Raw genomic sequence first — 21,619 nt, 5'->3', positions numbered from 1 at the left:
CGCTCACCCCAGCCAACCCGCCAGACCCCCGGTGCACCGCACCTCGTCGCCCGCCGTGATCAGCAGCGCCTCGACGTCCGGCAGGGACTCCAGCCAGGCGAGCGCCTGCCGGGAGCCCATCGCGAACGCCGCCGTGGCCCAGCAGTCCGCCCACGTCAGGCAAGGCGCGACGACCGTCACCGCGACCAGATCGGTCACCGCCGGCCGCCCCGTACGAGGGTCGACGATGTGATCCCCCCGCTCCGCGGTACCGGACGTCGCCACAGCCAATCCCGAGGCCCCGGCCGCGGAGACGACCGCAGCGAGACCGCCCGGACGCAACGGGTCCGACACACCCACCCGCCACGGCCGCCCCGCCCCCGGCGCCCCCAGCAACTGGACGTCCCCGCCTCCGTTGACACTCACCCCCGCCGCCCCCGCCGCGGCGAGCCGCCGCGCCGCCCGCTCGGTGGCCCAGCCCTTGACGACGCCCGTCGGATCGAGACGTCCCCGGTAGCGCGGACTGAACCAGCCCTCACTCACCCGCTCCGCCTCCGCCGCCAGCTCCAGCACCTCGGCGACCTCGGCGTCGCACTCCCCGACGCCCAGCTCACCCCGCGCCAGCCGGGAGATCTGGCTGTCGTCGCGGTACGTGCTGAACACCTCGTCGACCCGGTGCAGTCCCGCGACCGCCTCCTGAAGCGCCGCGCGCACCGCAGCGGGTTCCCCGCCGCGGACGTCGAGGGAGAAGACGGTCCCCATCGTCTCCTCCGCATGACGCACCGCGGCGGGAGCCTCGGCCGGCTCGGCCACCGTGTCAGCCACCGGCCTTGTCCAGCGCCGACTGAAGTGACTGTCTGTACCCCGCGCTCGTGTACGTGGCCCCCGACACCGCGTCGATCTCCGCGTCCCCTGCCGCCACCGCCGCCCGGTTGAGCTTCGGTACGGCGTTGGAGGTGATCCGGTCGCTCTGTCCGCCCTTGGGCGTCCGCACCGCCTCGGCCTTGGTGGTCTTCCCGCCGCTGACGGTGATCCGCACCTGTACCGGCCCGTACTGTGTCTGCGCCACGTCCCCGGTGACGGTCCGCGCCTGAGCGCTCCCGGCGTTCCCGCCGTTCCCCGGTCCGGAGGACTCCGACGACCCGCCGGCCGCCCGCGCCTTGTCCAGCGCCGACTGCAGCGACTTCTTGTACCCGGAGCTCGTATAGGTCGCCCCCGACACCGCGTCGATCTCCGCGCTCTGCGCCGTGACGGCCGCCTGGTTGAGCCTGGGCACGGACCGGGAGGTGATCTGGTCGCTCTGCCCGCCCTTGGGCGCCTGCACGGCCTCGGCCTTGGTGATCCTCCCGCCGCTCACCGTCAGCCGGACCTGTACCGCGCCGTACTGCGTCCGCGCCGCGTCACCGGTGACGGTGCCGTTCCCGATGGGCTGGGCGCCGCCCTGCGGCGACTGGGCCGCCGCGGGCGGGGCCGCGCCGCCGGCCGCGGCGGCCGAGCCGGGGTCGGACGCCGGCTTCAGCGACAGCAGCAGCACGATGCCGGACACGGTGGCGGCGGTCGCGAGTACGGCACGCCGGACGGGGTGACTCTTCCTCATCGCTTCTCAAGCTCCTGATGGTGTGGATGACCCGGCTGGATGACCCGTCGCTCACATCTCGAACGACTCGTGATGGATACGGCGCGCGGGGACCCCGGCGTCGCGCAGTGCGTCGTACACCGACTGCGCGAACCCGGGCGGACCGCACAGGAACACGTCGTGGCGGTCGACGTCCGGGATCTTCCGTCGCAGGCTCTCCGCCGAGATGTCGGGGCGCTCCCCGTCGGGGCTGTTCACCGCGTACATCAGCCGGGCGCCCCGCTCGTCGGCGATCTTGGCCAGTTCGCTCCACAGCGCCAGGTCCTGCGTGCTGTTCGCCCGGTACAGCAGCGTGATGTCACCGGAGGCGCCGGGCAGCGTCTCGAACAGCGCCCGCATCGGCGTGATCCCCACCCCGCCCGCCACCAGCAGCACCTTGCCCCGGCTGCGGCGCTGCGCGGTCAGCGCCCCGTACGGGCCCTCCGCCCACACCTTCGTCCCGGGCTCCAGCTCGCGCAGCCGGGAGGTGTGGTCGCCGATCGCCTTGACCGTGATCCGCAGCATGTCCGGGCGGGGCGCCGCCGACAGCGAGTACGGGTGGGAGCTGAACCGCATGCCCGGCGCCTTGAACCGCCAGCGGAAGAACTGCCCGGCCTCCGCGCCCATCCGGTGCAGCCTGCGCCCGCCGATCAGCACGGACACGATGCCCGGCGTCTCCTCGATGACCGCCTCGACCCGCATCCGGTGCCGCATGTTCAGCCGCACCGGGGTGATGATCCGATACCACAGGACCAGCGCGGTCACGACGCCGTAGAGCCCGTACCAGAAGGTCTTCGCGGTCGGCTCGACGGCGAACTCGTTGCCGGTGGTGATCTGGTGCCAGAACGTCAGGTAGACCGCCGCGTACGTCAGCAGGTGCACGTGGTACCAGCCGTCGTACGGCAGCCGGCGCCGGATCGGGCCGATGGAGAGGAAGGCGATGACGAACAGCAGACCGGTGCCGATGGCGGCCTTGCCCATGTCCGGCAGTGTGTTGATGGAGGTGATGGTCTGCTGCACGATGTCGCCGAGGCTCTTGCCCGCCTGGCGGGCGTAGCCCCACATGATCAGGAAGACGTGCGCGATCACCAGGCTGACGGTGTAGCGGCCGCTCATCGCGTGCCAGCGGGCGACCCGGTCCGAACCCACCCGGCGCTCCAGCGCGGGCACCCGCGCCATCTGGAGCACCACCAGGGCCATCAGATAGCCGGCGAGCAGACCGGTGATCCGGCCGGCGGCGATGATCTTCCCGGTGGTGTCCGCGATGGACGGCGTGTTGGTCCACCACAACCAGAGCACGGCCACCGCGCCCGCACCGACGGCGAGCAGCAGGGGAACGGCAGGGGAGCGGCGCGGACGGATGCGGCGCATCGTCTGGCGGCGGGCGGCACGGCCGCCGGCGAGCGTGGTGGTCACGGTTCCTCCGTGGGGACTTGACCCTTGGCCCACAGATACGTGCCGTCACGCAGGAGCGTTCAGAGGAGATCCCGGCTCAGTGGCGAGTGATCGCCGTGCGCCCGCTCCCGGTCCCGACGCGATGGGCGGAGCCCGCGCGGGATCGGCCCGGCGCGGGATCTTCCGCATCGCCGTCCTGGCGCCACCGGGAGCTCCGCCGTACGGGGCGGTACGTGTACGCCGTCCCGCGCGGAACCGGCCGTCCTTGGAGTTTCGACAGGTCATGCCCGTCCGGCGACTGTCCTTCCGGCCGCCGGACCACGTACGGGACCCGCTCGGGGCATTGGAAACCTGGCCGCCGTTCCCGGCGACGCACCGAGCGTGCCGGATCCATTACCCAATGATGCGGCGGCGCTTCGCGTCGCCGGGCAGGGGCCGCGCTTCACCGGTGGAGGGGGGCAGCGGCAACGGCAGCCCGGGGAGTCCGTCCAGGCTGGTCGCGATGTGCTCCTTCTTGGTGAAGTACGCGTCGAGCGAGGCGTCGTCCTCCCGCGCGAACCGCTTCCCGTGCAGGTCCCGGTCGCTCTCGTACGCCATGAAGGGCACCCCGTATCCGCAGGTGTCCCGGATCAGTTCGGCCGTCACCACGATGACCGCGCGCAGGCCGTGGAGCGAGGGGTCGATGTCGGGGAAACGGGTGAGCAGCTCCCCGAAGCGGGGGTCGTCCCGGAAGACGGGCTCGCCGCGGCCGTGTACGCGCACGATGTTGGGCGGCCCCTGGAAGGCGGTCCACATCAGGGTGATCCGGCCGTTCTCGCGCAGATGGGCGATGGTCTCGGCGTTGGAGCCGGCGAAGTCGAGGTAGGCGACGGTGAGCTCGTCGAGGACCGCGAAGGATCCCTTGAGCCCTTTGGGCGAGAGGTTGACCGTGCCGTCGGCGGACAGTGGGGCGGTGGCGGTGAAGAAGACCGGCTGTTCCTCGATGAAGGTGCGGAGGCGGCCGTCTATGCGCTCATAGGTCTTTCCCATGTCCAACGATTATGGGGCCAAATCTTTCGCCTGTCTAAGGAATTGCCCGACGGTCGGACGTCGGGAGAGAAACCGTGGCCGCCCCGGCCGGCGCTTGTACGGGGCGGCCACGGCGCCTGTCACCTCACTTGGTGAGCGTGCAGGCGGCCAGGGAGTCCAGCCCGGAGGGGCGTTCGGCGGTGCGGCCGATGGCGGTGGCGATGCGGTTGATGGCGGCGACGCGCTTGTCCTCCAGGGGGCCGAGGATGGCGTTCCGGATGAAGTCGGGCCCGCCCTGTCCGACGGTGTCGACGAGTCGCTTGTCGGCTTCGGCGATCTGCTGGTCGAGGTCGCCGAGGTTGCGCTCGACCTCGGCCTGCGCGGAGGCGGGGATCGCGGGCAGCTCGGGTGCCACGTCCGGGCAGGAGACCGTGCCCGGTCCCGCCAGTGTCCGGGCGTTCGCGTCGTCGCCGTTCCCGGACGACTCGCCGGCGAGGGCGGTACCGGCGATCACCGCGCCGGTCAGCGCCACCGCGGCGGCGCCGCCGATGAGGCCGACGCGGCGCTTGTTGTACTTCGGGAGGGCCCTGGACATGCGGATGCCTCACTCGGGTCGGGGTTCACGGGTGTCTGTCGTGATGTCTCGATCGGTCCGACGCGGCGCCTGCGTCCGGCGAGAAGTACGCGAAAGGGGTTTCCGATGTTCACCCCGGCCCGGGATTCGCGAGCAGATTGACGATTCATGCGGACTCCTGCATACTCATGCATGTCAGCGAATGCACTGTGAGGAGAAACCCGTGACCGAGCGCGTCGTACTCGCCTATTCGGGCGGTCTGGACACCTCCGTCGCCATCGGCTGGATCGCCGAGGAGACGGGCGCCGAGGTCATCGCCGTCGCGGTCGACGTCGGCCAGGGCGGCGAGGACCTGGACGTCATCCGCAAGCGCGCCCTCGCCTGCGGTGCCGTCGAGGCCGAGGTCGCGGACGCCAAGGACGAGTTCGCCGAGGAGTACTGCCTCCCGGCGATCAAGGCCAACGCCCTCTACATGGACCGCTACCCGCTGGTCTCCGCGCTGTCCCGGCCGACGATCGTCAAGCACCTCGTCGCCGCCGCGCAGAAGCACGGCGCCACCACCGTCGCCCACGGCTGCACCGGCAAGGGCAACGACCAGGTCCGCTTCGAGGCCGGCATCGTCGCCCTCGCCCCCGACCTGAAGTGCATCGCCCCGGTCCGCGACTACGCCATGACCCGCGACAAGGCCATCGCCTTCTGCGAGGCCAAGGGCCTGCCCATCGCGACCACCAAGAAGTCCCCGTACTCCATCGACCAGAACGTCTTCGGGCGCGCCGTCGAGACCGGCTTCCTCGAGGACATCTGGAACGCGCCGATCGAGGACGTCTACGAGTACACGCAGAACCCCGCCCTGCCGCGTGAGCCCGACGAGGTGATCATCACCTTCAAGGAGGGCGTCCCCGTCGCCCTCGACGGCAAGCCCGTCACCGTGCTCCAGGCCATCCAGCAGCTCAACGAGCGCGCCGGCGCCCAGGGCATCGGCCGGATCGACATGGTCGAGGACCGCCTCGTCGGCATCAAGTCCCGCGAGGTCTACGAGGCCCCCGGCGCGATCGCCCTGATCACCGCCCACCAGGAGCTGGAGAACGTCACCGTCGAGCGCGAGCTCGCCCGCTACAAGCGGCAGGTCGAGCAGCGCTGGGGCGAGCTGGTCTACGACGGCCAGTGGTTCTCCCCGCTCAAGCGCGCCCTGGACGGCTTCATCACCGAGGCCAACCAGCACGTGAACGGTGACGTCCGGATGACCCTGCACGGCGGTCGCGCGGTCGTCACCGGCCGGCGTTCGGAGTCGTCGCTGTACGACTTCAACCTGGCCACGTACGACACGGGCGACACTTTCGACCAGGCGGCGGCCAAGGGCTTCATCGACATCTACAGTCTGTCGTCGAAGATCGCGGCCAAGCGCGACCTGGCGTAAGCCGCAGGAGCCTGACGGCCCCTCACACGCACTGGCCCGACAGCCGCCTCCTCACACGACCGTGGGGAGGCGGCGGCACATCCGGAACCTTCGAGGAGCACGCAAGTGAGCAGCAACAGCGGTGACGTACGGCTCTGGGGCGGCCGTTTCGCCGACGGTCCCGCCGAGGCCCTGGCGAAGCTGTCCGCGTCCGTCCACTTCGACTGGCGGCTCGCGCCCTACGACATCGCCGGCTCGCGCGCCCACGCCCGTGTGCTGCACACGGCGGGGCTGCTCACCGAGGACGAGCTGACCCGGATGACCGCCGGGCTGGACCAGCTCGAAGCGGACGTCGCCGACGGCTCGTTCACCGGCACCATCGCCGACGAGGACGTGCACACCGCCCTGGAGCGCGGCCTGCTGGAGCGCCTCGGCCCCGACCTCGGCGGCAAGCTGCGCGCCGGCCGGTCCCGCAACGACCAGGTGGCGACCCTCTTCCGCATGTACCTGCGGGACCACGCCCGCATCCTCGGCGGTCTGATCGCCGACCTCCAGGACGCGCTGACCGGCCTCGCCGAGGCCCACCCGGACGTGGCCATGCCCGGCCGCACCCACCTCCAGCACGCCCAGCCGGTGCTCTTCGCCCACCACGTCCTCGCGCACGTCCAGGCCCTGTCCCGGGACGCCGAGCGGCTGCGCCAGTGGGACGAGCGCACGGCCGTGTCGCCGTACGGCTCGGGCGCGCTGGCCGGGTCCTCCCTGGGCCTGGACCCGGAGGCGGTCGCCGAGGACCTCGGGTTCGAGCACGGCAGCGTCGCCAACTCCATCGACGGCACGGCCTCCCGGGACTTCGTCGCCGAGTTCGCCTTCATCACCGCGATGATCGGTGTGAACGTCTCCCGGATCGCCGAGGAGATCATCATCTGGAACACGAAGGAGTTCTCCTTCGTGACGCTGCACGACGCGTTCTCCACCGGCTCGTCGATCATGCCGCAGAAGAAGAACCCGGACATCGCCGAGCTGGCGCGCGGCAAGTCCGGCCGCCTGATCGGCAACCTCACCGGCCTGATGGCCACCCTCAAGGCCCTCCCGCTCGCCTACAACCGCGACCTCCAGGAGGACAAGGAGCCGGTCTTCGACTCCATCGACCAGCTCGAGGTCCTGCTGCCCGCCTTCACCGGCATGATGGCCACCCTCACCGTGCACCGCGAGCGCATGGAGGAACTGGCCCCGGCCGGCTTCTCCCTCGCCACCGACATCGCCGAGTGGCTGGTCAAGCAGGGTGTGCCGTTCCGCGTCGCGCACGAGGTGGCCGGCGAGTGCGTCAAGGCCGCCGAGTCCGAGGGCAAGGAACTGGACGAACTGACCGACGAACAGTTCGCGAAGATCTCCGCCCACCTCACCCCGGAGGTGCGGTCGGTCCTGAACGTCCCGGGTGCCCTCGCCTCCCGCGACGGCCGGGGCGGCACGGCCCCGAGCGCGGTCGCGGTCCAGCTGGCGGAAGTGAAGTCGGACGTGGCGGCCCAGCACGAGTGGGCGAACGCGAAGCGACAGAGCTGATCGAACGCCCTTGAGGGCGGCTTCCCAGGGGCGCGGGGAACCGCGTGAAGAACCACGACGCGGCCGCACCCGCGAAACAACCGCAGGACCCGGGCTCTTGGGCGAAGCCAAGGTCATCGCGGGTTACGTTGGTCAGGAGCCGTACCGGACCCGACCGAACGGAGCCCGCGATGCCCTTCGCCCGACTGGCGACAGCGACAACCCCCACCTGCCACATCGGCCTCGGCCTCGCCGCCGTCGGCCGCCCCGGTTACATCAACCTCGGCCGCAGCGACGACCTCGGAGAGAACCGCAGCGTGGAAACGCTGCACACCCGCACGCACGAACTCCTCGACGCCGCCTACGCCCAGGGCGTCCGCTACTTCGACGCCGCCCGCTCCTACGGCCGCTCCGAGGAATTCCTCGCCGACTGGCTGAAGGCCCGCCCCGACGTCGACGACGTCGTCATCGGCAGCAAATGGGGCTACACCTACACCGCCGACTGGTCCACCGACGCCGAGCGGCACGAGGTCAAGGACCACTCCCTCGCGGCGTACGAGCGTCAGCGCGTCGAGACCGAGGCGCTGCTCGGCGACCGGCTCGACCTCTACCAGATCCACTCGGTGACCCCCGAGAGCCCCGCACTCACCGACAAGGAGCTGCACGCCCGGCTCGCGGAGGCGGCGGCCCAGGGACTCACCGTCGGCTTCTCCACCAGTGGTCCGGCACAGGCCGACGCCATCCGCGCCGCCCTCGCCGTCACGGTCGACGGCGAGCCCCTCTTCCGCACCGTCCAGTCGACGTACAACGCCCTGGAGACCTCCGCCGGGCCCGCGCTCGCCGAGGCCCACGACGCCGGGCTCACCGTGATCGTCAAGGAGGGCATGGCCAATGGCCGGCTCGCCGCCGCGAACGCCCCGAAGGCGCTGCGGGCCGTCGCCGAGGAGACCGGGCTGGGCTGCGACGCCGTCGCCCTCGCGGTGGTCCTGCGGCAGCCGTGGGCCGGCGTGGTCCTCTCCGGCGCGGCCACCACCGCCCAGCTCGCCTCCAACCTGCACGCCGCCGCCGTCGACCTCACCGACGACCACCTGTCCCGCCTCGCCGCCCTGGTCGAGGAGCCGGGGGCCTACTGGGAGCGGCGCGGCCTGCTGCCCTGGCACTGACCGACCGGCCGTTCACCACTCGGCAACCATGAGACTCGCATGCCTTGAATGAGACATTGATGTCTCATATGGGGTACTGTCGTCTCATGGCTGTCGATCGTGACCATGTGCTGCGCAGTGCCGCCGCCCTGCTGACCCGTAAATCCACCGCGACCATGGACGAGGTCGCCAAGGCCGCCGGCATCAGCCGCGCCACGCTGCACCGGCAGTTCGCCGGGCGGGACGCGCTGGTCCGGGCGCTGGAGGCGCTCGGGATCGCCGAGTGCGCGGCCGCCCTGACCGCGGCCCGGCCCGACGAGGGGCCCGCCGCCGACGCCGTGCGCCGCCTGGTCGCCGCGATCGAACCGCACGCCCCGCTGCTCGCCTTCCTCTACAGCGAGAACCAGCTGTTCGAGGGCGAGGAGCAGAACGAGGGCTGGGCCGCGATCGACGAGCGCGTCGCCGCCCTGTTCCGGCGCGGCCAGTCGAGCGGGGAGTTCCGCATCGACCTCACCCCGGCCTGGCTCACCGAGGCGCTCTACGGACTGCTCGCCTCCGCCGCCTGGGCGGTGGCCGAGGGCCGGGTCGCCCCCAAGGACTTCACCCACATGATCACCGAGCTGCTGCTCGGCGGCGCACGACGCCAGGACGGCCCGGCGTGAAGGAAGGAACCACGACCGGCGCCCCGCGTCCGGAGACCACGACCGAGGCGGTGAAGCGGCCGGGCCGGTGGCTCGCGCTCTCCGTCCTGGTGCTCGCCGTGCTGCTGGTGGCCGTCGACGCGACCGTCCTCGGCCTGGCCACCCCGTACATCAGTGAGGACCTCGCCCCCACCGGCACCCAGTTGCTGTGGATCGGCGACGTCTACTCGTTCGTGATCGCCGGTCTGCTCGTCTCCATGGGCAGCCTCGGCGACCGCGTCGGCCGCAAGCGGATCCTGCTCTGCGGCGCCACCGCGTTCGGTGCGATATCCGTGCTCAACGCCTATGCCGGCACGCCCGAGTCGATGATCCTCGCGCGGGCCCTGCTCGGTGTCGCCGGCGCCACCCTGATGCCGGCCACCCTCGCCCTGATCCGCAACCTCTTCCACGACCCGCGCGAACGCAGCCTCGCCATCGGCATCTGGGGCGCGACCGCTTCCGCGGGCACCGCCGTCGGGCCGGTCCTCGGCGGCTTCCTCCTCGAACACTTCTGGTGGGGCTCGGTCTTCCTGATCAACCTGCCCGTGATGGCCGTCCTGGTGGCCGTCGGCGTCAAGCTGCTCCCCGAGTCCCGCACCCCGGACCCCGGCCCCTGGGACCTGACCAGTGTCGTCCTGTCCCTGGTCGGCATGGTCGGCGTCGTGTACGCGGTGAAGGAGGCCGCGAGCCACGGCTTCGCTTGGTCCGCCCTGGCCGCCGGGCTGCTGGGCGCGGGCGCCCTGTACGGCTTCGTACGCCGTCAGCTCACCCTTCCCGTTCCGCTGCTGGACATGCGGCTGTTCCGTCACCGTGGGTTCAGCGGAGCCGTACTCGCCGATCTGCTGGCCATCCTCGGCCTGTCCGGGCTGGTGTTCTTCCTCTCGCAGTATCTGCAACTCGTACAGGGCAGGCGCCCGCTCGAGGCGGGACTGGCCGAACTGCCCGCCGCGATCGGCGCGGTGGCGGCCGGACTGCTCGCGGGCAGGGCCGCCCGGCGCTACTCGGTGCGCACGGTCGTCGCCGGGGGACTGGCGGCCATCGGTCTCTCCCTGGCCGCGCTGACGGTGATCGGACAGTCCACCGGCTACCCCCTGCTCGGGGCGGCGCTGCTGGTGGTCGGCCTGGGCGCCGGCTTCTCCTTCACGGTGACCGCCGACGTGATCCTCTCCAGCGTGCCCAAGGAACAGGCGGGCGCGGCCTCAGCCGTCTCCGAGACGGCGTACGAACTCGGCGCGGCCCTCGGCATCGCCGTGCTCGGCTCCATCGTCACCGGTGTCTACCGCGGCTTCACCGGCCCGGCCGGCACCCCGGCCGAGGCGCACGAGTCGCTGGGCGGCGCGGTGGAAGCGGCGTCCGCACTGCCCGCCCACACCGCCGAGCCCATGCTGGACGCGGCTCGACAGGCCTTCGTCGACGGCCTCACCCTGGCGGCGGGCACAGGAGCGGCGGTCCTGCTGGCAGCGGCGGCAGCGGCATGGTTCGTGCTCCGGGACCAGCGGCTGGACAGCCATCCCTAGAGTGCGGGGCCGGTGAGCCGGCGGCTGGACAGCCGGCCCTGGAGCGCGGGGCCGGTGAGCCGGCGGCTGGACAGCCGGCCCAAGGGGCGCGGGGCTGTTTCCCTGTGCGGCTCCGCCGCGTGGGCGCGACCAGCCACATCCGGCCCGCAGTCGAAGCGCAGCCCCAGCCCCCGCCCGAACCGGCGCAGCGCTTACGCGGCCTTTGCCTTGCTGGCGTACATGTCCACGTACTCCTGCCCGGACAGCCGCATCACCTCGGTCATCACCGAGTCGGTGATCGCGCGCAGCACGTACCGGTCACGGCCCATGCCGTCGTAACGGGAGAACTCCATCGCCTCACCGAAACGGACCGTCACCTTGCCCGGCCGGGGCAGGCCCGCGCCGCCCGGCTGGAGCTTGTCCGTGCCGATCATGGCGAACGGCACGACGGGCGCGCCGGTCATCAGGGTGAGCCGGGCGATGCCGGTGCGGCCCCGGTACAGCCGGCCGTCGGGGGAGCGGGTGCCCTCCGGGTAGATGCCGAAGACGTTGCCCTCCTCCAGCACCCGGCGCCCCGTCATCAGCGCCGCCACCCCGCCCCGGCCGCCGTCGCGGTCCACCGGGATCATGCCGGTGCCGGTGAAGAACCACGCCATCAGCCGGCCCTTGAGGCCCTTGCCGGTGACGTACTCGTCCTTGCCGATGAAGAAGACCTGGCGGTCGCAGACGAGCGGCAGGATCATCGAGTCGATGAACGTCAGATGGTTGCCGGCCAGGATGACGGGACCGTCGCCCGGGATGTTCTCCGCGCCCTCCACCTGTGGGCGGAACATCAGGCGCATGATCGGACCGAGCACTGCCTTGATGAGCGCGAAGCGGGACAACGGGCCCTCCGGTGGGAAACGGACGTCTGCGGATGCCGTACGAGTCTGTGCAGGTGAGGACATTACTCGCGGCCCAGGGGGTTGCGCACACCGGGCTCGGCGGAGTTCACCGAGGTCTTACTCACTCTTGACCCGGGTTCATCCGCGGTGACCTGCGCGCAACACGGTGGTCACGCTGTGACGGAAGCCGTCCGGACCCGCACACCGCACGCGTGCCCCCGTCCGTCCGGCCCAACCGGACGAGCCGTCATATCTCCGCCGTAATACGACAGACGTACGTCATCCGTATGAGGAGCGTGCGCCACGCAACATCACCCGTGTGTTCGGCCCGAGGTCTCCCGTGCGTCATCCACACGCACCTACGATCGCCCCGCACCGGACGAGCCGACAGCAGGAGAGGTCCTCATGGGAACGCGGGAGTCGAACGAACAGGCGGGCGCAACCGGGCGGCGGGCCCTCCTCGGCGCGGCGGTGCTCGGCGCGGGCGGAACGGTCCTGGGGCTGGGCGGCACCGCGGGAGCCGCCGACGCGCGGCACGGCGGCGGCCGGGGGCTGAAGGGCCTGCCCGTCCCCACCGTCGTGGGCCACCGCGGGGCCAGCGGCTACCGGCCCGAGCACACCCTCGGCGCCTACCAGCTCGCCCTCGACATGGGCGCGGACATCGTCGAGGCCGGCGACCTCGTGCCCACCAGGGACGGTCACGTCGTCTGCCGGCACGAGCCGGAGATCGGCGGTACCACGGACGTCGCCGACCACCCCGAGTTCGCCGGCCGCCGGACCACCAAGACGCTGGACGGCACCTCCGTCACCGGCTGGTTCACCGAGGACTTCACCCTCGCCGAGCTGAAGCGGCTGCGCGCCGTGGAACGCATCCCCGCCAACCGCCCGCACAACACCCTCTACGACGGCCGCTGGGAGATCCCCACCTTCGAGGAGGTGCTGCGCTGGCAGGACGAGCAGACCCGCAAGCGCGGCAAGCAGGTCTGGATCTACCCCGAGACCAAGCACCCCACCTACTTCCGCGACCTCGGCCTCGGCCTGGAGGAGCGGGTGGCGAAGCTGCTGCGCAAGCACGGCAAGGACCGCCGCAACTCGCCGGTCATCCTGCAGTCGTTCGAGCCGACCAGCATCCAGCGGCTGCGCCGGCTCGTGGACAACCCGCTCGTGGTGCTCCTGTCCGGCGCGAACAGCCGCCCCTGGGACTTCGTCGAGACCGGCGACCCGCGCACCGTCGCCGACCTCATCACCCCCGAGGGCCTGAAGGAGATCGCCTCCTACGCCCAGGGCATCGGCCCCACCCTCGACCTGGTCATCCCGCGCGACGCGGCAGGCCGGCTCACCGAGCCGACCACGCTGGTCCGTGACGCCCACCGGGCGGGCCTGATCCTGCACCCCTACACCCTGCGCAACGAGAACCCCTTCCTGCCCGCCGACTTCCGCAAGGGCACCGACCCCGACGCCTACGGCGACGTCTTCGGCGCCTACCGGGCGTACTTCGCCACCGGCATCGACGGTGTCTTCACGGACAACCCGGACACCGGACTGCTGGCCCGCGAGGACTTCGTCAACGGCTGACCTGCTTTGCCCCGGCAGGGGGATCCCGGGCCGCTCCGGGCAACCCTGTCCGGGGCGGCCGGGTCGTTGTGCGTATGACACACGAGCCGGTCATGGCGTACGAGCTGGTCGTCTCCCTGCGTCCGCTGCTCACCGCGGAGGCCGCCGCCGAGGCGCCCGGCTCCGGGGCCGAACCGGACGACCTGGAACAGGCGGTGTGGCTCCGCCTCCTGGAGCGCCTCGGCACCTGCGGTCCGCCGCCCGACCCCCCGGGCTGGCTTCGCCGGGCCGTCCGTACGGAGGTCCGCCGCACCCGCCGCAGGGCCCGCCGGGAAGCGGCGTTGACCGGCGATCCCGCCGACACCGGCCACCACGACCCCGCAGGTCTCGTGCTCGCCGCCGCCCGTCGCCGCGCCCTGCGGGACGCCGTGCGACGGCTGCCCGGCCGCTGCCCGGAGCTGATGGAGGCGCTGCTGTCCCCGCGCGACCCGACATACCGGGAGATCGCGGGGGAGTTGGGTATCTCACAGGGCAGTCTCGGCCCGGAACGTTCCAGATGCCTGGGATGTCTGCGTCGTTTGCTCACACGGGAGGTTGCGGCGCGCTGAGGACGGGGATAGGAGTGGGGGACGACAGGTGATCAGGTGAGCGGGAGGCGTGCGCACATGGGCATGAGCGTGACCATCTCTGCGGCGGCCGGGCAGGACGCGGAGCAGATCTTCAGGTTGCAGTACCTGTGCTTCCAGAGCGAGGCGGCGCTCTACGGCAACTACCGCATCGATCCGCTCGTCCAGACCCTCGACTCGGTCCGCGAGGAGGTCGCCGCCGACTGCGTCTTCGTCGCCCGCCTCGGCGACGAGATCGTCGGCTCGGTGCACGGCAGGATCACCGAGGAGGGCGCCGCCGCGATCGGCAAGCTCTGCGTCCACCCCCGCCTCCAGGGACACGGCATCGGCGCGCGTCTCCTTCAGGCCGCGGAGTCGGCGCTCGCCGACGAGCGCGGCGCCAGGACGTTCCGTCTGCACGCCGGGCACCGCAGCGAGAGCAATCTGAGCCTGTACAGCAAGGTCGGTTACCAGCGGGTGGGCACGTCCCAGGGCGCCGACGGCGTACCGATGATCGTCCTGGAGAAGCAGGCGCAGGCCTACGCGACGACCGCCTGATCAGGACGCGGGCCGCTGCCCCGGCCGCGCCGTGCGCAGCCAGTACACGGCCGTGAGGGGCAGCAGCACGGGGATGAAGAGGTACCCCATCCCGTAGTCCGACCACACGGTGGCGTCGGGGAACGCGGACGGCTCCACCAGCGTCCAGGTCCCCACGGTCAGTACGCCCACGAGCTCGGCGGCGCAGCACACCAGCGCCGCCCTGCGGGCCGTCTCCCCGCCGCGCACCAGGGTGTAGGTGATGAAGCCGTAGACCACGCCGGCCGCCGCCGACAGCGCGTAGGCGAGCGGCGCCCGGTCGAACTCGGTGGCGATCTGGTACGCGGAGCGCGACACCGCGCCGACGACCATCACCCCGTACAGCCACACCAGCAGCAGTCCGGGACCGCCGATCAGCCGCGTCCTGGTCGGCTCGTCCTGCGTCGCGGCCATCTCAGCCTCCCCAGATGTCATAGAGGCGCACCTCGAGCACGGCCAGCACGACACCGCTCGCGGCGACCGTCAGCGATCCCCAGCGGGAGCGCTCGCCCAGCGACATGAAGCCGGCCGCCGGGACGCACGCGAACGAGCCGAGCAGATACGCCACGAAGACCGTCGTGCCCTGCTCCGGCTTCTCGCCCCGGGCCAGCTGCGCGATCCCGACGACCAGCTGCACCAGCGCCAGCAGCGTGACCACGGCCATCCCGATGAAGTGCCAGTCCTTCGTCGGCTGGTCACGGTAGGCGGCCCACCCGCACCAGGCGCCGAGCAGCAACGCGGCGACACCGGTCACCACCGTCAGGACATCAAGCATGCCAGCGACCCTATTACGCCGGAAAACCCCCGGCGTCCTCGCCCCCGGGAGCATCGGGCCCGGCGTCCTGAGCGACCAGCCCGGCGGCGACCGCCCACCCGCGGATCCGCGCGTGCGCGCTCACTTCGAGCGCCGGCGCGGGCGTGTACACCGGACCCGGGGCGGTCTCGATCAGGTGGGCCATCGTCCAGGCGAGCCCGTAGCAGTCGTCCGGCCCGAAGCAGCCGGCCAGGGCCTCCGCCTCGGCGAGGCTCAGCGGGCGCGACATCGCCTCGAGCTGCCGCGCCCTGCGATCGATCTCCTCTTCCTCCCCGGTCTCTTCGTCGGGCAGCGGTCCGTCCGCCACGAAGGCGCTCACCTCGGGTCTCATGCCGTGATGATCGCCACGGCCGGGGAATCCGGCAAGGTCCGGCGGGCCCGTAAGGTCGGTGGCATGACCATCCATGCGCAGGCCCTGCTGTTCGACAACGACGGAACCCTCGTCTCCTCCCTCGCCTCCGTGAACCGCTGCTGGACGCGGTGGGCCGTCGAGTACGGGATCACGGCCGAGGAGTTCGGGCGGGTCGAACTGCACGGGCGGCCGGCCGCGGAGATAGCCGCCGATCTGCTGCCCGCCCACGTCGTGCCGGAGGCCGTCGCGCGGATCGAGGACCTGGAGGTCGAGGACGTACCCCATGGCGGTGTGGAACTGCTGCCGGGGACCAGGGACCTCCTCGCCGCGCTGCCCGCCGAGCGCTGGGCCGTCGTCACCTCCGCCACCCGGCGCCTGGCCGAGGCCCGCCTGGAGGCCGTCGGCATCCTGCCCAAGACCCTGATCGCCGCCGACGACATCACCCGCGGCAAGCCCGACCCCGAGCCCTACCTCCTCGCCGCCCGCACCCTCGGCGTCGACCCCGCGCACTGCGTCGTTTTCGAGGACGCCCCCGCCGGACTCCAGGCCGGCCGCGCCGCCGGCATGACCACCGTGGCCTTGGCCACAACCCACCGGGCCCACGAACTGACCGCCGACCTCGTCGTCGAGGACCTCTCGGCCCTGTCCGCACTGGTCACGGACGGGGGAGTGGAGATCTCCGTACGTCCCTGACGCGCGCGCACCGCTGTCCACGGCTGTCCAGAATACGGACAGCCGTGTCCGGTCAGGAGCGAACGTCTGCTTTACTGATCGCATGACCACGACGAGCGACCGCATCCCTGCGACCGAGGCGACCCTGACGCCCGGTGCTCGGTGTATGTGTCGTCGAATGTGCGCCTGACAGAGGGCCCCGCACCATCCGAGCCTCGCGCCCCGAAGCGAGAGCCCGCTCATGTCCGCCCGCATGCCCCGCATGTGCGACTGAGTCACGTCCCCGCGCGCACGTTTCTCCACGGTCTCCACCGCCACGCCACACCGAGATCCGTGCCGCCCGGCTGCTTTCGACCCTGAATGCCTCGTGCCCGGCGCCCACGACGCGCCGCGCACTCGACAGTGACGGATACCCACGTGATCACCACCTCGGGCCTGACCAAGGTCTACCGCTCACGCGGCCGCGAGGTCACCGCCCTCGACGGCGTCGACCTGCATGTCCGCGAGGGCGAGGTCTACGGCGTCATCGGCCAGTCCGGCGCCGGCAAGTCCTCCCTCATCCGCTGCGTCAATCTGCTCGAACGCCCCACCTCGGGCACCGTGACCGTGGCCGGCCGGGACCTCACCGCGCTCGCCGGCCGCGGACCCCGGGCCGGCCGGGAACTGCGGCAGGCGCGCAGCCGTATCGGCATGGTCTTCCAGCACTTCAACCTGCTGTCCTCGCGCACCGTGCAGGACAACGTCGAACTGCCGCTGGAGATCCTCGGGAAGTCGGGGAAGGAACGTTCCCGCAAGGCGCTGGAACTGCTCGACCTGGTCGGCCTCGCCGACAAGGCCAAGGCCTACCCCGCCCAGCTCTCCGGCGGCCAGAAGCAGCGCGTCGGCATCGCCCGTGCCCTCACCGGCGATCCCAAGGTGCTGCTCTCCGACGAGGCCACCAGCGCCCTGGACCCGGAGACCACCCGCTCGATCCTGCACCTCCTGCGCGACCTGAACCGCCGGCTCGGCCTCACCGTCCTGCTCATCACCCACGAGATGGACGTCGTGAAGTCGATCTGCGACTCGGCCGCCCTCATGGAGAACGGCCGCATCGTCGAGTCCGGCACGGTCACCGGACTCCTCGCCACCCCCGGCTCCGAACTGGCCGCCGCGCTGTTCCCGGTCGGCGGCGAGGCCTCCGGCGACGACCGCACCGTCCTCGACGTCACCTTCCACGGCGAGAGCGCGACCCGGCCGGTCATCTCCCAGCTCTCACGTACCTACAACATCGACATATCGATCCTCGGCGCCGCCATCGACACCGTCGGCGGCCTCCAGGTCGGCCGGATGCGCATCGAACTGCCCGGCCGCTACGAGGACAACGTCGTCCCCGTCGGCTTCCTGCGTGAACAGGGCCTGCAGATCGACGTCGTGGACCGGGAACAGCCCGCGCTGGTGAAGGAGGGGGCCAAGTGACCTGGTCCGAGATGCAGCCGCTGCTCGAACAGGCCTGTACCGAGACGCTGGTCATGGTCGGCTGGTCCACCCTGATCGCCGTCGTCGGCGGCCTTCCGCTGGGCATCCTGCTCGTCCTCACCGACAGGGGCGGACTGCTCCAGAACACCCTGGTGAACAAGGTCATCGGGCAGATCGTGAACATCGGCCGCTCGCTGCCGTTCATCATCCTCATGGTCGCCCTGATGAACTTCACCCGCTGGGTCACCGGCACCACCATCGGCAGCGAGGCCGCGATCGTGCCGCTCGCCATCGGCGGCATCCCCTTCTTCGCCCGCCTCGTCGAGACCGCCGTACGCGAGGTGGACCACGGGCTCGTCGAGGCCGTGCAGGCCATGGGCGGCAACACCTGGACGATCGTCCGCAAGGTCCTCGTCCCCGAGGCGCTGCCCTCGCTGATCGCCAGCACCACCACCACGGTCATCGCCCTCATCGGCTACTCGGCCATGGCCGGCACCGTCGGCGGCGGCGGCCTCGGCGACCTCGCCGTCCGCTATGGCTACCAGCGCTTCGAGACCGGCCTGATGTGGATCACCGTCGCGATCCTCGCCGCGGTCATCTCGCTCATCCAGTTCGCCGGCGACCACGCGGCCCGTGCCCTGCACCGCCGCGGTGGCCGCTCCGGCCCCTCGCCCAGGCTCCGGCTGCTGAAGGCCAAGGAGCCCGCCGCGGCCGACATCAGCAAGGTCGCGTAACCCCCCGAAGACTCCCCGTAATACCCGACACGGGGTCGCACCACCCAAGGAAAGGCACTTTTCGTGCGTAACACCGCCAAGATCACCACCGCCGTCCTCGCCGCCGGAGCCCTCACCCTCGGGCTCACCGCCTGTGGCTCGGACAAGGACGCCGCCTCCGACACCTCCGGCCCGCTGGTCGTCGCCGCGAGCCCCGTGCCGCACGCCGAGATCCTCACCTTCGTCAAGGACAACCTGGCCGAGAAGGCCGGCCTCGACCTCGAGGTCAAGGAGTTCACCGACTACGTCACGCCGAACACGGCGACCGAGGACGGCTCCGTCGGCGCCAACTTCTTCCAGACCCAGCCCTACCTCGACGACTTCAACAAGAAGAACGGCACCCACATCGTGTCCGTCGTCGACGTGCACCTGGAGCCGCTCGGCCTCTACTCCCACAAGGTGAAGAAGGCCGACGAGCTGAAGAGCGGCGCGACGATCGCCATCCCCAACGACACCGTCAACGAGGGCCGCGCCCTGCAGTTGCTCGCAGCCAACGGCCTCCTCACCCTCAAGGACGGCGTCGGCACCGCGGCGACTCCCGCCGACATCACCGAGAACCCGAAGAAGCTCACGTTCAAGGAGCTGGAGGCGGCCCAGACCCCGCGTTCCCTGGACGACGTCGACGCCGCGGTGGTCAACGGCAACTACGCCATCGAGGCCGACCTCGAGCCCGCGAAGGACGCCCTCGTCCTGGAGGCCGCCGAGGGCAACCCGAACAACAACCTCCTCGCCGTCAAGGAGGGCCAGGAGGACGACCCGCGCGTGAAGAAGCTCGCGGAGCTCCTGACCTCCCCCGAGGTGAAGAAGTTCATCGAGGACAAGTACGCCGGTTCCGTCCTCGCCTCCTTCTGATCCGGTCCCGCGCCACCCACGGGGTCCACTCCCTTGCAAGGGGAGGGCCCCGTGGTGCGGTTCAGTGCTTTCATGCTGCATGCTGGGCAGTTCAGCAGCACCCGACGGTCTCTCAGGTTACGGAGCGGCGCATGACGAGCACCTTCCCCAACATCTCCATCAGCACGGAGCGGTTGGTGCTGCGCCCCCTCGACACGGACGACGTCCCCGCCCTCGCCGAGATGATGAACGACGAGCAGGTCGCCGCCTGGACCGACGTCCCCCGGCCCTTCACCGAGGAGGCCGCCCGCGCCCGGATCACCGAGTACGCCCCCGCCGAACGCGCGGCCGGCCACGGACTCGACCTCGCCGTCACCGAGTTCCTCACCCAGCGCCTGGTCGGCCTCATCCAGCTCACCAGGACCGACTGGCACGTACGGTCCACCGAGATGTCCTACATCGTCGCCCCCTGGGCGCGCGGCGAGGGCTACGCCTCCGAGGCCGCGCTCGCCACCGCGCAGTGGCTCTTCGGCGACCAGAAGTTCGAACGCGTCGAACTGCGCACCGCCGCCGACAACACCGCCTCGCAGCAGGTCGCCCAGAAGATCGGCTGCATCAGTGAGGGCGTGCTGAGAGGCGCCTGCATAGCCCACGTCCGCACCGAGGACGGCGGCTGGAGCGACGTACGCACCGACTTCATCGTATGGAGCCTGCTGCCCGAGGACATCGAGGGCGCGGACGGACAACTGACCGACACCGGCGAATTCACCCAGTACACGGACTGGAACTGACCTTCGCACGAGGTACCGGCGGCACGGTCCCCGGCCGCACCGGGTAGTCTCACGGAGCCCGCCCCGTGGCGGGACAGCCGACGACGACCTGCGCAAACCCCAGGAGACTGACGACGATGGCCGACCGGGTCACGGTGATCGGCTGGGACGGTTCGCCGCTGACCGCAGCGGCCCGCGCCGCGCTGGGTGCCGCCACACTGGTGGCCGGCGCCGCCCACCATCTGGCACTCCCCGAGGTGCCCCCCGGCGCCGAGCGCATCCGGCTCGGCTCCGTCGCCCTCGCCGCCCGCCGCATCGCCGCCCACCGCGGCACGGCCGTCGTCCTCGCCGACGGCGACCCCGGCTTCTTCGGCGTCGTGCGGACCCTGCGCGCCCCCGAGTTCGGTCTCGAGGTCGAGGTCGTCCCCGGCGTCTCCTCCGTCGCCGCGGCCTTCGCCCGCGCCGGCATGCCCTGGGACGACGCCCACGTGGTCGTCGCACACCCGCGCACCCTGCGACGCGCGGTGAACGTATGCCGAGCCCACACCAAGGTGGCCGTTCTCACCTCACCCGGTGCCGGTCCCGCCGAACTGGGTCTGCTCATGGAGGGCGTCCACCGCACCTTCGTCATCTGTGAGGAACTCGGCACCGGGCGCGAGCAGGTCAGCGTGGTCACCTCCGACAAGGCCGCCGACCACACCTGGCGCGACCCCAATGTCGTCATCGTCGTCGGCGGCCGGGCCGGCGCCGGTGAGTCCGGCGGCTGGTTCGCCGGACGCGACCCCTCCGCCGGTCCCCGCGGCTGGTCGCTGCCCGCCGAGGAGTACGGCGGCGACCTCGGCGAGGGCGAGCGGGAACCGCTGCGCGTCTCCCAACTCGCCCGGCTCGGACCGCGGGTCGGCGACCTCGTCTGGGACATCGGCTGCGGAAGCGGTGCCTTCGCCACCGAGGCGGCCCGCGCGGGCGCCGCCGTCATCGCCGTCGACAGCGACCCGCGCGCCTGCACCCGCACCGAGTCCGCCGCACGCCGGTACGGGGTCCAGCTCCAGATCGTGCACGGCACCGCCCCGCGCGTCCTGGAGAACCTCCCCGAGCCGGATGTCGTCCGGGTCGGCGGCGGGGGAGCGGCCGTCGTCTCCGCGGTCGCCGACCGCCGTCCGCAGCGCATCGTCACGCACGCCGCCACCCGCGACGGGGCCGAACTCGTCGGGCGGAACCTGGCGGAGCACGGCTATCAGGTCGAGTGCGCCCTGCTGCAGTCCGTCGAACTCGACACGAGAGCCTGGACGGAGAAGGAGCGGAGCGTCGCGTTCCTGCTCAGCGGGGTGCTGCCCGCGCGCGGCAACTGATCCGATTGCCGTCCCCGTGATCGGATTGTCCGACCACGCGAGGTAGGCTGGCCGATCGTTGTACCGCTCCCGGACGCCCGGCGCTTCGTCGGTCAATGTCCGGAAAACGCGCCCGTTTTGGGGTGGGTCGTGGTACGGCAGGACCGGAGGACGCGCAACG

General features: G+C 71.4%; 23 protein-coding genes. 14 read left to right on the top strand and 9 right to left on the bottom strand.

Features of this window, described 5'->3' with window-relative positions:
* Nucleotides 1-3: 3 nt before the first annotated feature.
* From ACFXAE_RS27125 to ACFXAE_RS27105, 5 genes are all read right to left on the bottom strand, one after another.
* Nucleotides 4-741, bottom strand: coding sequence for an FAD:protein FMN transferase (locus ACFXAE_RS27125; RefSeq protein ID WP_384719436.1), 738 nt, complete (start codon nucleotides 739-741; stop codon nucleotides 4-6).
* Nucleotides 742-796: 55 nt separating this feature from the next.
* Nucleotides 797-1,576: an FMN-binding protein gene (locus ACFXAE_RS27120; RefSeq protein WP_384719396.1), complete on the bottom strand. Its 780-nt coding sequence runs from the start codon at nucleotides 1,574-1,576 to the stop codon at nucleotides 797-799.
* 51 nt (nucleotides 1,577-1,627) lie between these two features.
* On the bottom strand, nucleotides 1,628-3,010 hold the full coding sequence (locus ACFXAE_RS27115) for a ferric reductase-like transmembrane domain-containing protein (protein ID WP_384719394.1): 1,383 nt from the start codon (nucleotides 3,008-3,010) through the stop codon (nucleotides 1,628-1,630).
* 372 nt (nucleotides 3,011-3,382) lie between these two features.
* Complete coding sequence (locus ACFXAE_RS27110; RefSeq protein WP_384719392.1) at nucleotides 3,383-4,018, bottom strand: pyridoxamine 5'-phosphate oxidase family protein; 636 nt, start codon at nucleotides 4,016-4,018, stop codon at nucleotides 3,383-3,385.
* 124 nt (nucleotides 4,019-4,142) lie between these two features.
* Nucleotides 4,143-4,592: a hypothetical protein gene (locus tag ACFXAE_RS27105; protein WP_384719390.1), complete on the bottom strand. Its 450-nt coding sequence runs from the start codon at nucleotides 4,590-4,592 to the stop codon at nucleotides 4,143-4,145.
* 202 nt (nucleotides 4,593-4,794) lie between these two features.
* Here ACFXAE_RS27105 and ACFXAE_RS27100 point away from each other — a divergent pair, with 202 nt between their 5' ends.
* From ACFXAE_RS27100 to ACFXAE_RS27080, 5 genes are all read left to right on the top strand, one after another.
* A complete protein-coding gene (locus ACFXAE_RS27100; RefSeq protein ID WP_384719388.1) occupies nucleotides 4,795-5,988 on the top strand; it encodes an argininosuccinate synthase in 1,194 nt (397 codons plus the stop codon).
* A 105-nt stretch (nucleotides 5,989-6,093) separates the two neighbouring features.
* Nucleotides 6,094-7,527, top strand: a complete 1,434-nt coding sequence (gene argH / locus ACFXAE_RS27095; protein ID WP_384719386.1) for an argininosuccinate lyase — start codon at nucleotides 6,094-6,096, stop codon at nucleotides 7,525-7,527.
* Nucleotides 7,528-7,697: 170 nt separating this feature from the next.
* Nucleotides 7,698-8,669 carry an aldo/keto reductase gene (locus tag ACFXAE_RS27090; protein ID WP_384719384.1) on the top strand — a complete coding sequence of 324 codons (972 nt, stop codon included), beginning with the start codon at nucleotides 7,698-7,700 and terminating at the stop codon, nucleotides 8,667-8,669.
* Between the two features lie 86 nt (nucleotides 8,670-8,755).
* The gene (locus tag ACFXAE_RS27085; protein ID WP_384719382.1) at nucleotides 8,756-9,310 is read left to right on the top strand and encodes a TetR/AcrR family transcriptional regulator; all 555 of its coding nucleotides are present in this window, start codon (nucleotides 8,756-8,758) and stop codon (nucleotides 9,308-9,310) included.
* Nucleotides 9,307-10,845: an MFS transporter gene (locus ACFXAE_RS27080; protein ID WP_384719380.1), complete on the top strand. Its 1,539-nt coding sequence runs from the start codon at nucleotides 9,307-9,309 to the stop codon at nucleotides 10,843-10,845. Before ACFXAE_RS27085 ends, ACFXAE_RS27080 begins: the two co-directional genes overlap by 4 nt.
* Before the next feature lie 191 nt (nucleotides 10,846-11,036).
* Here the strand turns inward: ACFXAE_RS27080 and ACFXAE_RS27075 are convergent, their stop codons facing one another.
* The gene (locus ACFXAE_RS27075) at nucleotides 11,037-11,771 is read right to left on the bottom strand and encodes a lysophospholipid acyltransferase family protein (protein WP_384719379.1); all 735 of its coding nucleotides are present in this window, start codon (nucleotides 11,769-11,771) and stop codon (nucleotides 11,037-11,039) included.
* Nucleotides 11,772-12,113: 342 nt separating this feature from the next.
* On the opposite strand from ACFXAE_RS27075, the gene ACFXAE_RS27070 reads away from it, so the two are divergent.
* The 3 genes from ACFXAE_RS27070 to ACFXAE_RS27060 all read left to right on the top strand — a co-directional run bounded on the left by ACFXAE_RS27070 (nucleotide 12,114) and on the right by ACFXAE_RS27060 (nucleotide 14,425).
* Nucleotides 12,114-13,283 carry a glycerophosphodiester phosphodiesterase gene (locus ACFXAE_RS27070; protein ID WP_384719377.1) on the top strand — a complete coding sequence of 390 codons (1,170 nt, stop codon included), beginning with the start codon at nucleotides 12,114-12,116 and terminating at the stop codon, nucleotides 13,281-13,283.
* Between the two features lie 74 nt (nucleotides 13,284-13,357).
* Nucleotides 13,358-13,870, top strand: coding sequence for a sigma factor (locus tag ACFXAE_RS27065; protein ID WP_384719375.1), 513 nt, complete (start codon nucleotides 13,358-13,360; stop codon nucleotides 13,868-13,870).
* Between the two features lie 57 nt (nucleotides 13,871-13,927).
* On the top strand, nucleotides 13,928-14,425 hold the full coding sequence (locus ACFXAE_RS27060) for a GNAT family N-acetyltransferase (protein ID WP_384719434.1): 498 nt from the start codon (nucleotides 13,928-13,930) through the stop codon (nucleotides 14,423-14,425).
* Here ACFXAE_RS27060 and ACFXAE_RS27055 read toward each other — a convergent pair whose 3' ends face one another.
* The 3 genes from ACFXAE_RS27055 to ACFXAE_RS27045 are packed head-to-tail and all read right to left on the bottom strand — an operon-like array spanning nucleotide 14,426 to nucleotide 15,588.
* Nucleotides 14,426-14,857, bottom strand: a complete 432-nt coding sequence (locus ACFXAE_RS27055; RefSeq protein ID WP_384719373.1) for a hypothetical protein — start codon at nucleotides 14,855-14,857, stop codon at nucleotides 14,426-14,428. It abuts the gene before it with no gap.
* A gap of 1 nt (nucleotide 14,858) precedes the next feature.
* Nucleotides 14,859-15,218 (bottom strand): hypothetical protein, encoded by a 360-nt coding sequence (locus tag ACFXAE_RS27050; protein ID WP_384719371.1) that lies wholly within the window; start codon nucleotides 15,216-15,218, stop codon nucleotides 14,859-14,861.
* A gap of 13 nt (nucleotides 15,219-15,231) precedes the next feature.
* Complete coding sequence (locus ACFXAE_RS27045; RefSeq protein WP_384719369.1) at nucleotides 15,232-15,588, bottom strand: hypothetical protein; 357 nt, start codon at nucleotides 15,586-15,588, stop codon at nucleotides 15,232-15,234.
* Between the two features lie 63 nt (nucleotides 15,589-15,651).
* Between ACFXAE_RS27045 and ACFXAE_RS27040 the strand changes: the two genes are divergently transcribed.
* The 6 genes from ACFXAE_RS27040 to cbiE all read left to right on the top strand — a co-directional run bounded on the left by ACFXAE_RS27040 (nucleotide 15,652) and on the right by cbiE (nucleotide 21,459).
* Complete coding sequence (locus ACFXAE_RS27040; protein WP_384719367.1) at nucleotides 15,652-16,302, top strand: HAD family hydrolase; 651 nt, start codon at nucleotides 15,652-15,654, stop codon at nucleotides 16,300-16,302.
* 396 nt (nucleotides 16,303-16,698) lie between these two features.
* Nucleotides 16,699-17,736 carry a methionine ABC transporter ATP-binding protein gene (locus ACFXAE_RS27035; RefSeq protein WP_384719365.1) on the top strand — a complete coding sequence of 346 codons (1,038 nt, stop codon included), beginning with the start codon at nucleotides 16,699-16,701 and terminating at the stop codon, nucleotides 17,734-17,736.
* On the top strand, nucleotides 17,733-18,470 hold the full coding sequence (locus ACFXAE_RS27030; RefSeq protein ID WP_384719363.1) for a methionine ABC transporter permease: 738 nt from the start codon (nucleotides 17,733-17,735) through the stop codon (nucleotides 18,468-18,470). Before ACFXAE_RS27035 ends, ACFXAE_RS27030 begins: the two co-directional genes overlap by 4 nt.
* Before the next feature lie 63 nt (nucleotides 18,471-18,533).
* A complete protein-coding gene (locus tag ACFXAE_RS27025; RefSeq protein WP_384719361.1) occupies nucleotides 18,534-19,361 on the top strand; it encodes a MetQ/NlpA family ABC transporter substrate-binding protein in 828 nt (275 codons plus the stop codon).
* Nucleotides 19,362-19,492: 131 nt separating this feature from the next.
* The gene (locus ACFXAE_RS27020; protein WP_384719359.1) at nucleotides 19,493-20,131 is read left to right on the top strand and encodes a GNAT family N-acetyltransferase; all 639 of its coding nucleotides are present in this window, start codon (nucleotides 19,493-19,495) and stop codon (nucleotides 20,129-20,131) included.
* A gap of 116 nt (nucleotides 20,132-20,247) precedes the next feature.
* Entirely contained in the window at nucleotides 20,248-21,459 is a 1,212-nt protein-coding gene (gene cbiE, locus ACFXAE_RS27015) for a precorrin-6y C5,15-methyltransferase (decarboxylating) subunit CbiE (RefSeq protein ID WP_384719357.1), read from the top strand.
* Nucleotides 21,460-21,619: the final 160 nt, after the last annotated feature.

The sequence above is a fragment of the Streptomyces sp. NPDC059454 genome (assembly GCF_042749965.1).
Taxonomy (GTDB): domain Bacteria; phylum Actinomycetota; class Actinomycetes; order Streptomycetales; family Streptomycetaceae; genus Streptomyces.
Note: the sequence above shows the minus strand (reverse complement) of the source record. Positions and strands in the feature narration are given on the sequence as shown.

What these genes read in the sequence shown, in the direction of transcription:
- ACFXAE_RS27085 (WP_384719382.1), top strand. Translation starts at nt 8,756, where the DNA reads ATGGCTGTCGATCGTGACCATGTGCTGCGCAGTGCCGCCGCCCTGCTG.
- ACFXAE_RS27055 (WP_384719373.1), bottom strand. Translation starts at nt 14,857, where the DNA reads ATGGCCGCGACGCAGGACGAGCCGACCAGGACGCGGCTGATCGGCGGT.
- ACFXAE_RS27040 (WP_384719367.1), top strand. Translation starts at nt 15,652, where the DNA reads ATGACCATCCATGCGCAGGCCCTGCTGTTCGACAACGACGGAACCCTC.
- ACFXAE_RS27050 (WP_384719371.1), bottom strand. Translation starts at nt 15,218, where the DNA reads ATGCTTGATGTCCTGACGGTGGTGACCGGTGTCGCCGCGTTGCTGCTC.
- ACFXAE_RS27090 (WP_384719384.1), top strand. Translation starts at nt 7,698, where the DNA reads ATGCCCTTCGCCCGACTGGCGACAGCGACAACCCCCACCTGCCACATC.
- ACFXAE_RS27070 (WP_384719377.1), top strand. Translation starts at nt 12,114, where the DNA reads ATGGGAACGCGGGAGTCGAACGAACAGGCGGGCGCAACCGGGCGGCGG.
- ACFXAE_RS27120 (WP_384719396.1), bottom strand. Translation starts at nt 1,576, where the DNA reads ATGAGGAAGAGTCACCCCGTCCGGCGTGCCGTACTCGCGACCGCCGCC.
- ACFXAE_RS27075 (WP_384719379.1), bottom strand. Translation starts at nt 11,771, where the DNA reads ATGTCCTCACCTGCACAGACTCGTACGGCATCCGCAGACGTCCGTTTC.
- ACFXAE_RS27065 (WP_384719375.1), top strand. Translation starts at nt 13,358, where the DNA reads ATGACACACGAGCCGGTCATGGCGTACGAGCTGGTCGTCTCCCTGCGT.
- ACFXAE_RS27020 (WP_384719359.1), top strand. Translation starts at nt 19,493, where the DNA reads ATGACGAGCACCTTCCCCAACATCTCCATCAGCACGGAGCGGTTGGTG.
- cbiE (WP_384719357.1), top strand. Translation starts at nt 20,248, where the DNA reads ATGGCCGACCGGGTCACGGTGATCGGCTGGGACGGTTCGCCGCTGACC.
- ACFXAE_RS27125 (WP_384719436.1), bottom strand. Translation starts at nt 741, where the DNA reads ATGGGGACCGTCTTCTCCCTCGACGTCCGCGGCGGGGAACCCGCTGCG.
- ACFXAE_RS27110 (WP_384719392.1), bottom strand. Translation starts at nt 4,018, where the DNA reads ATGGGAAAGACCTATGAGCGCATAGACGGCCGCCTCCGCACCTTCATC.
- ACFXAE_RS27105 (WP_384719390.1), bottom strand. Translation starts at nt 4,592, where the DNA reads ATGTCCAGGGCCCTCCCGAAGTACAACAAGCGCCGCGTCGGCCTCATC.
- ACFXAE_RS27060 (WP_384719434.1), top strand. Translation starts at nt 13,928, where the DNA reads ATGGGCATGAGCGTGACCATCTCTGCGGCGGCCGGGCAGGACGCGGAG.
- ACFXAE_RS27045 (WP_384719369.1), bottom strand. Translation starts at nt 15,588, where the DNA reads ATGAGACCCGAGGTGAGCGCCTTCGTGGCGGACGGACCGCTGCCCGAC.